Raw genomic sequence first — 12,679 nt, 5'->3', positions numbered from 1 at the left:
TTGCTCTTGGTAGGCGACTCTTTGTTTACGGAGGGATACAGGTGGAATTAGAAGGCATCATCAATGAGCACTTCCATGAACTGAATGAAAATGAAAAAGCCATTATTGAATACATTATCAGGAACAAGGCGAATTGCCAAGAAATGACCATCATTGAATTGGCGAAAGAGACGCTGACATCGAAATCATCCATATTACGCCTGACGCAAAAGCTGGGATTCAGCGGATACAGTGAGTTCAAATACAGCATCCGCAAGGATATTTCCAAGCAAAACGTTACCGGAGAAAACAATGATCTTTACAGTCTGCAGATCAAAGACATTGAAGCGACAAAGAAAATTTTTGAACAAACTGAATTGACACCTATTTTGAAGCAATTGCATGAAGCAAATCGGATTTACTGTTATGGGACAGGCTGGGGACAGCGCAACGTTTTAGCCGACTTCTTACGCTCTATGATTGCTGTCGGCAAATATCCTGTTGTCCTTGAAGCCAAAAGGGAACTGGAAATGGCATCCAAAAGTGATATCCAGCCAACGGATTTATTGATTGTAGTATCTTTAAGCGGCGATATCCGCGAAGTCGAAAAAGAAATGGGCATTTTGAAGTTGAAAGGCATTCCGATTGTCTCGATCACAAGTTTGAGCAATAACAGTTTAGCGTCTTTAGGGAAGTATAATCTGTACTTCCAAAGTACTCCGGTCATGCAGGGCGATACCGAAATTGTTTCCTTCCTGCCCATCCACCTGACTTTGGATAGCCTCTACCGGAAGTATGTGGATTACACGAATCAGATTCTCAAGCAGTGACGTCAGAGCTGATAACGCTGCGACTTAGCCCGCCAAACGTTATTTGGCGGGCTTTTTGGACCGGATTAGACCAGAAATAACCTTCCAAAACTGCTTTGGAAGGTTATTTCGGTGTGGAACGCTCTATTTTTCCCCGCCAAAATGCTTTTGGCGGGGAATTCCGCATTTCACGGCGGCGCCGCCTCCGTGCCCAACAAGACTAAATGTAAAAAGAAGGTATACCTCGCGCGAGGTATACCTTCTTTCATCCAAATGTATTAAGTTTAAGCGTACGTTACCGCAACCCCATAATGGTCAGACACGATAGGCAATTTCTTACCATCGAACTTAACTTCATACGTTTCGACAGCTTGCGGTTGATCTGAGAAGATATAATCGATGCGCAACGGCACTTCGTTTCCTTCCCAGCCGTCGATCGCTGGAGGAACGGTTGCGGTTCCGATTCGCGTTGCGGCGACGGCGTAGGCATCTTGCCAGCCGGCGCTCGTGATCAGGTCGTAGCCTTCGTTATGGACATCGGCTGGGTTGTTGACGTCACCCATCACGTAGATGGGCTTGATGCCGCGCAGTTTTTTGACTGCAGCCTCAACTGAAGCCCACTCGCGCAGGAATGGATTTTCTTCTTCCTCTTTCCACCAGGATAGGTGGACGGAGACGAAAGCGGCCGCTTCGGTCTCGAGGACCAAAGCGCGGCGGGTGTGGATGCTTTCGAAATCATTGACTATAGAAAGTTGGACCTGATCGACTGACTGAATCGGCGCTTTGCTGAGGATAGCGACACCTTCATCGAAGCGGAAGTAGCCTTGGTGGCAAGGCACCCAGGACCAATGGTAGAAAAGACCTTTCTCCGCCAGAGCCTTCACCAAGAAGTAGGCAAAGTTATCCGATTTGATAGGGATTTCGTTCTGAGTGGGCAGATAGCCTTCCGGATTGTTGATGACCGGGCCGGAAGAGAGCTGATTCACCTCCTGCAAAGCGATTGCGTCATATTGGTTTTCCAGGATATCGGCAACAAGTGGGGCAAACAGGCTAGGGTCTGCTGTTTGGACCCAGCTGTACGTATTCAAAGTCAGTAGTTTCATGTGGTCCTCTCCTTCTATTTTCCTAATAAATCTATTATATCAGATTTCAGGACATCTGCTTGAGGGCCGTACACGACTTGGATGCCTTTGCCTTTACGGATGACGCCGCGTGCGCCCAATGTGGACCATTTTTTGTCTTCCGCAACTTGTGTTTCATCTTTGACCGTTACGCGCAAACGTGTCATACACGCATCGACTTCAGAAATGTTGTCTTGCCCGCCGAATGCGCCGATGATGTTCCAAACAAGTTTGTCGTTATCGGATGCATCAGCGTTGCCTGCCGTTGTTGCAGTGGAAGAAGTAGCTTCTTCGCCTTCACCATCGAAGTCGGTATAGTTGCCCAAACGGCCTGGTGTTGCGAATTTGAAGCGTTTGATCATGAAGTTGGCAACGAAGTACATAATCACAGCGAATGCGAGCGTCACCCAGATGTAGTTGACGACATCCAACCATAAGCCGGCTTTCAAGGACATAGGGATGCGGGTCAGGAATTCCAGCGTACCGAAGGAGTGGACGCGCAGGCTGATGATGTCGGCCATGGCAAAAGCGACTCCTTGAAGGACTGCATAAACGCCGTAAAGCAATGGTGCAGCGAACATAAACATGTACTCAAGAGGCTCGGTTACGCCTGTCAGGAAAACAGCGATAGCTGCCGAGAAGAACATAGATTTGTATTTCGGACGTTTGTCTGCATCGACGTTGCGGTACATTGCATAAGCCAAGCCCATCAAGCTGCCGGCAGCGCCGATCATTTGGCCGACTTTGAAGCGGGCTGGAGTGAATGCGCTAAGCAACTCGTTGTAGCCTGCGGTATCGCCAGTGTTGTTCAAATTCACCAAGTCACTAGCCCAAGCCAACCATAAGGGATCTTGTCCGAACACTTGCGAACCTGCAGCGGCGCCAGTCAAGATTGTGTAAGTTCCGCCCAAGGAAGTGTAGTTCATTGGAATCGTCAGCATATGGTGCAGACCGAACGGCAACAACAGGCGCTCCAGTGTACCGTATACGAACGGCGCCAAGATCGGTGCTGTATCCGCGGAGTCCGCGATCCAAATCCCGAAATTATTGATGCCGGTCTGAACGACTGGCCAGATGATTGCCAAGACAAGGGAAATAACAACGGATCCACCGATGACGACGAAAGGCACGAAACGTTTGCCGTTGAAGAAGGACAATGCTTCAGGCAGTTTGCGGTAGTTGTAGTACTTATTGAAGATGACCGCACCGACAAAACCGGCGATGATGCCGACAAAGACTCCCATATTCAAAGCGGGTGCGCCCAAAACGTTAGTGAAGTAGCCGTTCACCAAGATATCCTGGCCGAACAAGGTTTTGGTTGTTGCGCCGTCAGTAGCCAACATATCCGCGGTCACTCCGAAAAGTTTACCGGTCGTGCGGTTGATCAGGATGAAGGCAAGCAGTGCTGCGAAGGCTCCGCCGGCACGTTCTTTCGCCCAGGATCCCCCGATTGCGACAGCGAACAGGATGTGCAAGTTGACGATGACTGCCCAACCCAAGTCTTCGATAACCCCAGCCGTTGTCAGCAACAGTTGGACATCCCCCGAGAACATAGCGATCATCTTGCCGATACTGATCATCAAACCAGCTGCGGGCATGACCGCGATAACGACCATCAAAGCTTTACCAAATTTTTGCCAAAAATCAAACGTAAATATTTTTTTCATTTTTAAAACTCCTCTCAAAATTTATTAGTGCAATCGATTGCAACGTTTACGATTCGAAGTATAGAACATATCCAGAGATTTTGCAAGCGTTCTATTTGAGAATAATTCTGTTTTCTAACAGATATTCAGCGAATAGATGAAGGGAAAGGTTCACATTCTGCTAAATAATGCGGCAAAAATAATAATGCAACTTTTGCATTGACAATGCAACCGATTGCACTTAAACTAAGGGGGAAGAACAAATAAGGGGGAACTAATGATGACACAACAAATTTTTGAAATCGATCCATGGAAAGTGACAACCAAACAATTAGATAAAGAAAACCGCCGCTTGCAGGAAAGTTTGACTAGCCTCGGCAACGGCTATATGGGCATGCGCGGAAATTTCGAAGAAGCCTACTCGGGCGATCATCATCAAGGCACATATGTGGCGGGCGTCTGGTATCCCGACAAAACACGCGTCGGCTGGTGGAAAAACGGTTATCCGGAATATTTCGGAAAAGTAATTAATGCGATGAATTTTCTCTATATGCATATCTTTGTGGACGGGGAAGAAGTCGATCTGCATAAGGATACAGTGAAAGACTTTGCTTTGACGTTGGATATGGAAAAAGGCCGCTTGGAACGCTTCTTTACGGTAGTGAAAAACGGCAAAGAAGTCACTGTCCATTTCACGCGCTTCCTGAGCATCGACATCAAGGAGCTTTGTGCCATCAAAGTGGAAATCACGGCTTCAGAAAAGGCTGCTATCCGCATCGAAAGCGCCCTGGACGGGAATGTCCAAAACGAGGATGCCAACTATGATGAAATGTTCTGGGAATGGGTCGAACAGACTGACGATACGTTGGTCGTCGAAACAATCCCGAACAACTTCGGCATCGAACGCTTCAGCGTGGCTGCCACGATGCGCCATAAGGCGACTGGCTTCGCGCAAAAAGGCAATAACAGCAAAGCGTTGTTCGTTTCCCAGGTGTTCGAAGGGGAAACCGGAAACGGCCAAGTGCTTTCATTAGAGAAATACGTGACGCTGACAACGAGCCGCGATTATGCGAAGGACCAGCTTGCAGCAACTGCTGAAGAAATCTATGCCACAAAAGTAGCTGGCCAAAGTTTTGAGGAATTGGAAGCAAAACAAGCAAATCTATGGACAAATCGCTGGGAACTGGCGGATGTCGAAATCGGCGGAGATGACGAAGCGCAACAAGGCATTCGTTTCAACCTATTCCAACTGTTTTCCACTTATTATGGAGAAGATGAACGCTTGAACATCGGACCGAAAGGCTTCACCGGCGAGAAATACGGCGGTGCTACTTACTGGGATACGGAAGCTTACGGCGTACCGTTCTACTTGGCAGTAACCGAGCCGGAAGTTACCCGCAATCTCTTGAAATACCGTCACAATCAATTGCCGGGAGCTTTCCACAATGCCGCGCAACAAGGATTGAAGGGCGCGTTATATCCGATGGTGACCTTCACCGGCGTGGAGTGCCACAATGAATGGGAAATCACGTTTGAGGAAATCCACCGCAACGGTGCGATCCCTTACGCAATCTACAATTACACTGCCTATACCGGTGATGAAAGCTACTTGGCCGAAGAAGGGCTGGAAGTGCTCAGCGCCGTCAGCCGTTTCTGGGCGGACCGCGTACACTTCTCGCAGAACAAGCAATGCTACATGATCCATGGCGTAACGGGCCCTAATGAGTACGAAAACAACATCAACAACAACTGGTACACAAACCGCTTGGCTGTCTGGGTGCTGCGTTATACCTTGGAGAGCCTGGAGAAATATCCGGAGCGTGGAGAAGCGTTGGGCATCACCGCAACTGAAAAAGAACAATGGCAGGATATTATCGACAACATGTACTTCCCGTACGATGAAGAGCGCCAAGTTTTCGTGCAGCACGACACTTTCCTTGATAAGGATTTGAAACCGGTCAGCGCGTTGGACAAGGCTGATTTGCCATTGAACCAACACTGGTCATGGGACAAGATTTTGCGTTCTTGCTTCATCAAGCAAGCGGACGTCCTGCAAGGGATATACCTGTTCGGTGACGAATTCACGATGGAAGAAAAAGAACGCAACTTCGACTTCTACGAGCCTATGACCGTGCATGAATCAAGTTTGTCGCCATGCATCCACGCCATCCTTGCGGCTGAATTGAGCAAAGAAGAAAAAGCTATGGATCTTTACCGCCGCACCGCGCGCTTAGATCTGGACAACTACAACAATGATACCGAAGACGGCTTGCACATCACTTCGATGACCGGCAGCTGGTTGACGATTGCGGAAGGGTTCGCTGGCATGCGCGCCAAAGACGGTCTACGTTTTGCGCCGTTCTTGCCGAAAGACTGGACGCACTACCAGTTCCACATCAACTACCGCGGCCGCTTGATCCTGATCGCAGTGAACGAAGAAACCGTCAGTCTGAGCTTGGTGAAAGGCGAAGCATTGCCAGTCCGCATCTATGGCGAAGAGCTGCAACTGAAAGATAAAATCAAAGTCGCACTGAAAAAGACCGTGTCCGTATGAGCGACACTAAAGGAGAGAAAGAAATGTTGAAAGCAGTATTGTTTGATTTGGACGGCGTCATTACCGACACCGCCAAATTCCATTTTTTGGCCTGGCGTGACCTCGGAGCGGAGTTGGGGATCATCGTTGATGAAGCATTCAATGAAGAACTGAAGGGCGTAAGCCGAATGGATTCTTTGGAGCGCATCCTCGCATACGGTGGATTGGCTGACAAGTATTCTTTGGCTGAAAAAGAAGCCTTCTGCACAAAGAAAAATGACCATTATCTGGAATTGATCAAAGAAATGACACCAGCTGACATCCTGCCAGGGATTCTGCCGCTGTTAGAAGAATTGCGCGAAGCGGGTCTGAAGACAATCATCACCTCAGCCAGCAAGAACGCACCCGGCATCTTGGCGCTGCTGCAGGTGAAGGATTACTTCGACGGCATCGTCGATCCGGCATCAGTGGCAGCCGGCAAACCGGCTCCGGACATCTTCTTGGCCGGCGCGGAGCTTGCAGGCGTGCAACCAGCCGAGTGCATCGGTGTGGAAGATGCCGCTTCAGGCGTGGATGCCATCAAAGCAGCGAATATCACCGCGATCGCAATCGGTGATGCAGCCGTGCTCGGGCATGCCGACCGTGTGTTGACGGACACGAGCGATTTGGCGCTTGCTGTCTTGCGCGATACTTGGGAGCTGGCGGTTTAAAATGAATAGCATAACGATCCGCGAATGGGGCAGAATGGGAACGGAACAAGTGCTGCACATCACCTTGAGCCAGCCGAACGGGATGTCTGTCAGCTGCATCAACTACGGCGCTCGGCTGACACGGTTGCTTGTCCCGGACCGGGAAGGCCATAGTGAAAATGTTGTCCTGGGCTTGGCTGATGCCGAAGCCTACGGAAACGACCGCGCTTCCTTCGGCGCCACCGTTGGACCGGTTGCCGGCCGGATCGCTGAAGGCAGATGGGGCGCAGTGAAGCTCGAGCAGAATGCAGGCGAGCACCATATCCACGGCGGCAGCCGGGGCTGGGGCCAACAGTTTTGGGATTTCACGACCGAAGAGACGGCAGAAGCGATCACCGTCACTTTCGTGTTGGAATCAACTCCGGAAAAGGTCGGCTATCCCGGCCGTCTGCAGGCGAAAACCAGCTACTCCCTCGATACGGAAGGCTGCCTGACGATCAGGATGGAAGGGATCAGCCGTGAAACTGAAGAAACGCTGTTCAATCCGACCAGCCATATCTATTTCAACTTGAGCGGCGATGCCAAACGTCTGATAACCGATCACAGCCTGCAATTGGTCTGTGAGGAAGTGCTGGAGCTGGATGTCGACAAGCTCCCGACCGGAAAAAAACAAACAGTGACGGGGACGGCTTTCGATTTCCGCGAAGCGACTGTTATCGGCGAAGCCATCCGCAAGCGTACAGAAGGGTTCGATGATGTTTTCCTGATGCAGCCGAATCGACAGCCACAGCTGATCCTCAGTGATGAGGGGAGCGGCCGGAAAATGACATTGTCCAGCAACCGCAGCAGCATCGTGCTTTTTTCAGCGACGGACATGAACGAACCGTACCTTGTGAACGGACGTCCGATGCAGAGCCATCTCGGTTTGGCGATCGAAGCGCAGGAAGTGCCGGATGCCATCCACCAACCGGGATGGGACAATATCGTTCTGGCGCCAAATACTTTGGCTGCAAGGGTTCAAAATTACAACTTTAAATGGTAATCTAAAGATACAAAAATGAACTCTGAGGAAAATGCCTATGACAGTTACGATAAAAGATGTCGCCAGAGAAGCAGGCGTCGCGACTTCAACCGTTTCACGCACGTTGAAGGACAGTCCGCTGATCAGCGAAAACACAAAAGTGAAAGTGCGCCAAGCGATGCATAAACTGGGCTATACGCCCAACTTCGCCGCCCAGAACCTGGCCAACAAGTCCACGCAGACAATCGGCGTGATCCTGCCGGTGGGGACGATGGGGAATCCTGCGCAGAATCCGCTCTTCCTCGAGATGATCCAGGAAATCGGCGTCGTATGCAACGAACAGAAATACATGATTTCCCTGGCAACCGGGAAAACGATGGCGGAACTGAAGGACAGCGTGCGCCTGATGCACCAACGCAAACTGGTCGATGGTTTCATACTGTTGTATTCGGAGGCGAAAGATCCGATCCGCAAGTTCCTGCACGATGAGAAGATTCCTTACGCACTGCTGGGGAAACCCGATGTCTACGAGAACGAGACGATCTACATCGACAACGACAACCGCCTGTCCGGCAAATCGGCGGCCGACTGCCTGATCCAGCATGGACACCAGCGGATTGGCTATGTCGGTCTGACTCCTTCCCAAGTCGTTGATAAGGAACGCTACAAAGGCTATTCCGATGCCTTGCGCGACGCCAATCTGACCGTCCATCCGGAACTCTATTTCGAAACGCCGACTGATTTCATGGCTTTCCAGGAGTTCCTCGAAGAGACCAAACCGACCGGACTTGTCGTCGGCGATGACCGCCTGGCCTTAAGGGTCCTGCAGTATCTGCAGCTGGACAAGTACAAAGTGCCGGACGACATCTCCCTCGTCAGCTTCAACAACTCCGTCTTTGCGACATTGTCCCATCCATTCCTGACGACCATCGACATCCATGTCCAAGAACTGGCCAGACAAGCCGCTGCTCTCCTGATCCGCCAACTCCAAGAACCGAGCGCCTTGCTGCCGAAGATGATCGTGCCGCATGAAGTGATCGAGCGGGAGACGGTTATGCGGGTGAGGGGTGAATAATTCCTCAATAGATAAATTTTTCAAACCAGCAAGCCCCCAATTTCCGATATCCAATCGGAGATTGGGGGCTTGCTATTTTTTTGAGGAATTTCTAATTATGCCTCATATTGTATCCCGAGAATGATTTAGTCAGGGATTTCAGAAAACGCCCGCATAAATTAATTACTTTTGTCAATTTACATACGTGACAAAAGTATATAAACTGTGAGGTGGGAGCGTGAGGATTGGATGAGAAAGATAAACAAAATGATGGTTATAATTGTCTCTGTTTGTGTCATCGCGGTTTCATTCATCTATTATAATTATAAATTCGTTAGATATGACAGTGAAAAAATAGTTTTTGGTGCTACTTATATGACTATGAATAACAGCTTTTATAAGGCTATAACAGATGAAATAGAGAAACAAATCAATGATCGTGGCGATATCTTGTATACCCGTGACCCTGCTTTGGATGTCGACAAACAAAACGAACAAATCAATGATTTGATCGATATCGGAATTGATGTATTGATCATTAACCCGGTCGATTATTCGAAAGTGAATGAGTCTTTGAAAAAAGCTAAGGAAAAAGGCATCAAGATAATTGTCATTGATGCGCAGCTGGATGATGACACAATTGCCGATACCACTGTTTTATCCAATAATTATGATGCCGGCGTGCAATGTGCCAAGGATATGATGCGGAATCTAGCCTCAGCAAAGATTGTGCTTTTGAAGCACAGCGCTGCTTTATCGTCTGTTGATCGAATCAACGGATTTCTGGATACTATCAAAGATAATGCTAATTATACAGTTGTTGCAAGTGAAGAGTGTTTAGGCCAAACGGAAGTTGCGATGCCCGTAATGATTGAAATCATTGATAAAAAAATCGATTTCGACGTTGTGATGGCTTTAAATGATCCAAGTGCATTAGGCGCTTTGGCGGCGATAAAAGATAAACAAATCGATCATAAAGTGCTGGTTTATGGCGTGGATGGGTCACCGGATATGAAAAAACTATTGATCGACAGTGATGAAGTTCAAGGGACTGCCTCACAATCGCCTACTACCATGGGGGCAAAAGCGGTTGAAGCAGCATATAAAATTGTTAATGATGAGCAATATGAGAAGTCGATTGTCGTGCCGGTTACCTTAATAACAAAGGACAATATCAGCGAATATGATATTTCGGGGTGGCAATAATGATCAATTTAGGGACGAAGCATATAGCTTATATTCATAATGCCTTATTGCTACTGAATTTTATTATCGTATTGTTTAATGCCTCCATCTTTTTACTTTCAACTAAATACTTGCAAGCCCGTGGGTATGCCTCTGCTTTTTTGGAAAACCTGTCTTATGTCCCTCCGGCGCCGGAAAAGACTTTTTTTTGGGCGATCTTGTTGTTCTTGGTATTGCTGGCGAGCATGTATTTCCGCACAAAAGACAGTTATATTGTTTATTGGTTGATCTATTTGGAAGTAATCGTAATGATAACGTTGATAATCGTTTTGAACGGCAGTTACAACGGCATCGTGTTGTTGGTGTTCGCCGATATTTTGTACAATACCAAAAACATCAAATATTGGCCGGCGCTGCTGATCATCAGCTTTGGCCTGTTAATCATCTCTGATTATGATATTCTTTCGCTCATCGTCAGAATGCCATCGATTGAAACCTATATTAATTTTTATCCCAGCGGAGCCAGAACGTTACTATTGTTTTTCAGAAATATCCTTGCCTCGCTGAATATAGTGGGCTTCATTTCTTTTCTGGCGACTTCCTTATTTGTCCAACAAAGGGAAAAACAGCGGTTCGGGGAACAACTAGCGATGGTTTCACGCGTAAATGTCGAATTGAAGAACTACGCCAATCTGACTGAAAAAATCGGTGAAGACAATGAACGGAAAAGAATCTCCAGGGAAATCCACGATACGCTGGGCCATGCTTTAACAGGGATCTCGGCTGGCGTGGATGCTTGTATTGCCATCATCGATATCGATCCGGAAAAAACGAAACAGCAATTGCTGCTGGTCAGTGACGTTGTCAGGATGGGCATCAAAGATGTGCGACGTTCCTTATATAAATTGCGCCCGGGCGTTTTGGAAGACAGCACGCTAAAAGATGGATTGACCAAAATGATCGCCGAATATGAAGGCGTGTCGAATCTGAAAATAGACTTACATTACAAATGGGATAATATTGATATTGAGAATACCAAAGAGGACATCATTTTCAGGATGATCCAGGAATCCATCACCAATTCTTTGCGGCACGGGCACGCCACGGAGATCGAAATAAATATGTTCGTCTACGATGATGAATATGTCATCATCATTCAAGATAATGGCACGGGTTGCGAAAGCATCAAATGTGGTTATGGGTTAAAGCAGATGTGTGAACGCGTATCGATTTTAAACGGTACAGTCAGATTTTCTGGCGAGAACGGTTTTAGAACTGCCATAGAAATACCGATCGAGAGGGGAGGATATTAGCAATCAATAAAAATCTCTTCAAATGTATTCAAATCTTTTATTTTTGACTCTGAGTCCTCTATACTTTGCGTATAGAAAGGGATGATCTGAGATGATGCTGACGAAGAAGGTCCGTTTGATTGTGACAGACGAAACTTCCAAACTCTACCAAGCGGCTGGCGTCGCTCGCTGGGCCTACAACTACACAATCCGCATGCAGGAGATGAACCATCGCTTCGGTGGGACGTTCATCAGTGACAAAGACTTGCGCAAGCACATCACCAAGATGAAGAAACGCAAGAAATACGCTTGGCTGAACGATGTTTCCAACAATGTCGTCAAACAAGCAGTCAAGGATGCCTGTAAAGCTTACAAAGCCTTCTTCAATGGGCAAGCCCAGCATCCCCGGTTCAAGACCAAACGCCGCTCCACGCCGAGTTTCTACAATGACTGCGGCAAGCTGAAAGTCAAAGGCAACCGCGTCCTGTTGGAAAAGATCGGTTGGGTAAAAACCAACGAGCCGTTGCCTGTGGACTGCAAATATTACAATCCGCGCATCAAGTTCGACGGCAAATATTGGTACCTGACGGTCGGCATCGAGGTGAATCCGAAAATCGTCGAATTGGACGATCGGATTATTGGGGTGGATGTCGGCGTCAAGGAGTTGGCTGTCACCTCCGATGGCGTTTTTTACAACAATATCAACAAAACAGCCTCCGTGAGGAAAGCGGAGAAACGCCTCAAGAGATTACAGCGGCGTGCAAGCAGAAAATACAAGAAAGGAACGCCTAAATCTAACCATCTCCTAAAACTAGAAGGTAAAATCCGAAAACAACACAGACGTTTAGCCAACATCCGAACCAATCATGTCCATCAAGCAACAGCGGAGATCGTGAAATCCAAACCCTCCCGCATTGTCATGGAAACGCTGAACATCCGCGGCATGATGAAGAACAAGCATTTGGCTAAGGCAATTGCAAATCAGAAACTCTATTTCTTCAAACAATGCCTGCGATACAAATGCGAACTGCACGGCATTGCCTTTGTGGAGGCGAACATGTGGTATCCGAGTTCCAAGTTGTGCAACAACTGCGGAACGCTCAAAAAGGATCTGAAACGCAGCGACAGGATCTACCACGGCACCTGCGGCCACCATTGCGATAGGGATCTGAACGCAAGCTACAATCTGAGGGATTACCAAGTAGTCTAACGGTAACTCGGATATGTACGATTCGTTGCATCGGAATTTACGCCCTCGGAGTGCTGCATCAAACGAAAGTAGTCCGTCAGGACCAAATCGAGCACGAAGAACAGGGAAGCAAACATAAACTAGATTTAGCTAGATTTATG

Annotated in this window: 10 protein-coding genes; 8 read left to right on the top strand and 2 right to left on the bottom strand. The window is 48.0% G+C overall.

The window, feature by feature from the left end; all coding sequences use genetic code 11:
• The first annotated feature begins 41 nt into the window (after positions 1 to 41).
• Positions 42 to 809, top strand: a complete 768-nt coding sequence (locus BLV66_RS10765) for a MurR/RpiR family transcriptional regulator (protein WP_086986170.1) — start codon at positions 42 to 44, stop codon at positions 807 to 809.
• 263 nt (positions 810 to 1,072) lie between these two features.
• Here BLV66_RS10765 and BLV66_RS10760 read toward each other — a convergent pair whose 3' ends face one another.
• Together BLV66_RS10760 and BLV66_RS10755 are read right to left on the bottom strand one after the other, a co-directional pair.
• On the bottom strand, positions 1,073 to 1,891 hold the full coding sequence (locus BLV66_RS10760) for an endonuclease/exonuclease/phosphatase family protein (RefSeq protein WP_086986169.1): 819 nt from the start codon (positions 1,889 to 1,891) through the stop codon (positions 1,073 to 1,075).
• A gap of 14 nt (positions 1,892 to 1,905) precedes the next feature.
• Positions 1,906 to 3,576: a PTS transporter subunit IIBC gene (locus BLV66_RS10755; protein ID WP_086986168.1), complete on the bottom strand. Its 1,671-nt coding sequence runs from the start codon at positions 3,574 to 3,576 to the stop codon at positions 1,906 to 1,908.
• A gap of 256 nt (positions 3,577 to 3,832) precedes the next feature.
• Here BLV66_RS10755 and BLV66_RS10750 point away from each other — a divergent pair, with 256 nt between their 5' ends.
• From BLV66_RS10750 to BLV66_RS10720, 7 genes are all read left to right on the top strand, one after another.
• The gene (locus tag BLV66_RS10750; RefSeq protein WP_086986167.1) at positions 3,833 to 6,109 is read left to right on the top strand and encodes a glycoside hydrolase family 65 protein; all 2,277 of its coding nucleotides are present in this window, start codon (positions 3,833 to 3,835) and stop codon (positions 6,107 to 6,109) included.
• Between the two features lie 23 nt (positions 6,110 to 6,132).
• Positions 6,133 to 6,798 (top strand): beta-phosphoglucomutase, encoded by a 666-nt coding sequence (pgmB, locus tag BLV66_RS10745; RefSeq protein ID WP_176974236.1) that lies wholly within the window; start codon positions 6,133 to 6,135, stop codon positions 6,796 to 6,798.
• A gap of 1 nt (position 6,799) precedes the next feature.
• Complete coding sequence (locus BLV66_RS10740; protein ID WP_086986166.1) at positions 6,800 to 7,819, top strand: aldose epimerase family protein; 1,020 nt, start codon at positions 6,800 to 6,802, stop codon at positions 7,817 to 7,819.
• Between the two features lie 37 nt (positions 7,820 to 7,856).
• Complete coding sequence (locus BLV66_RS10735; protein WP_176974235.1) at positions 7,857 to 8,873, top strand: LacI family DNA-binding transcriptional regulator; 1,017 nt, start codon at positions 7,857 to 7,859, stop codon at positions 8,871 to 8,873.
• Between the two features lie 228 nt (positions 8,874 to 9,101).
• Positions 9,102 to 10,058, top strand: a complete 957-nt coding sequence (locus tag BLV66_RS10730; RefSeq protein WP_086986164.1) for a sugar ABC transporter substrate-binding protein — start codon at positions 9,102 to 9,104, stop codon at positions 10,056 to 10,058.
• Positions 10,058 to 11,350 carry a sensor histidine kinase gene (locus tag BLV66_RS10725; RefSeq protein WP_086986163.1) on the top strand — a complete coding sequence of 431 codons (1,293 nt, stop codon included), beginning with the start codon at positions 10,058 to 10,060 and terminating at the stop codon, positions 11,348 to 11,350. The genes BLV66_RS10730 and BLV66_RS10725 overlap by 1 nt, the downstream gene beginning before the upstream one ends.
• 91 nt (positions 11,351 to 11,441) lie before the next feature.
• Complete coding sequence (locus BLV66_RS10720) at positions 11,442 to 12,539, top strand: RNA-guided endonuclease InsQ/TnpB family protein (RefSeq protein ID WP_086986162.1); 1,098 nt, start codon at positions 11,442 to 11,444, stop codon at positions 12,537 to 12,539.
• Positions 12,540 to 12,679: the final 140 nt, after the last annotated feature.

The sequence above is a fragment of the Trichococcus collinsii genome (genome assembly GCF_900107505.1).
In the GTDB taxonomy this organism is placed as follows: Bacteria; Bacillota; Bacilli; order Lactobacillales; family Aerococcaceae; genus Trichococcus; species Trichococcus collinsii.
The sequence above is the reverse complement of the archived record's forward strand: the minus strand, read 5'-3'. Positions and strand labels throughout refer to the sequence as shown.

Coding starts and splice junctions, on each gene's coding strand:
- BLV66_RS10720 (WP_086986162.1), top strand. CDS start 11,442: ATGATGCTGACGAAGAAGGTCCGTTTGATTGTGACAGACGAAACTTCC.
- BLV66_RS10735 (WP_176974235.1), top strand. CDS start 7,857: ATGACAGTTACGATAAAAGATGTCGCCAGAGAAGCAGGCGTCGCGACT.
- BLV66_RS10730 (WP_086986164.1), top strand. CDS start 9,102: ATGAGAAAGATAAACAAAATGATGGTTATAATTGTCTCTGTTTGTGTC.
- pgmB (WP_176974236.1), top strand. CDS start 6,133: ATGTTGAAAGCAGTATTGTTTGATTTGGACGGCGTCATTACCGACACC.
- BLV66_RS10760 (WP_086986169.1), bottom strand. CDS start 1,891: ATGAAACTACTGACTTTGAATACGTACAGCTGGGTCCAAACAGCAGAC.
- BLV66_RS10740 (WP_086986166.1), top strand. CDS start 6,800: ATGAATAGCATAACGATCCGCGAATGGGGCAGAATGGGAACGGAACAA.
- BLV66_RS10755 (WP_086986168.1), bottom strand. CDS start 3,576: ATGAAAAAAATATTTACGTTTGATTTTTGGCAAAAATTTGGTAAAGCT.
- BLV66_RS10750 (WP_086986167.1), top strand. CDS start 3,833: ATGATGACACAACAAATTTTTGAAATCGATCCATGGAAAGTGACAACC.
- BLV66_RS10725 (WP_086986163.1), top strand. CDS start 10,058: ATGATCAATTTAGGGACGAAGCATATAGCTTATATTCATAATGCCTTA.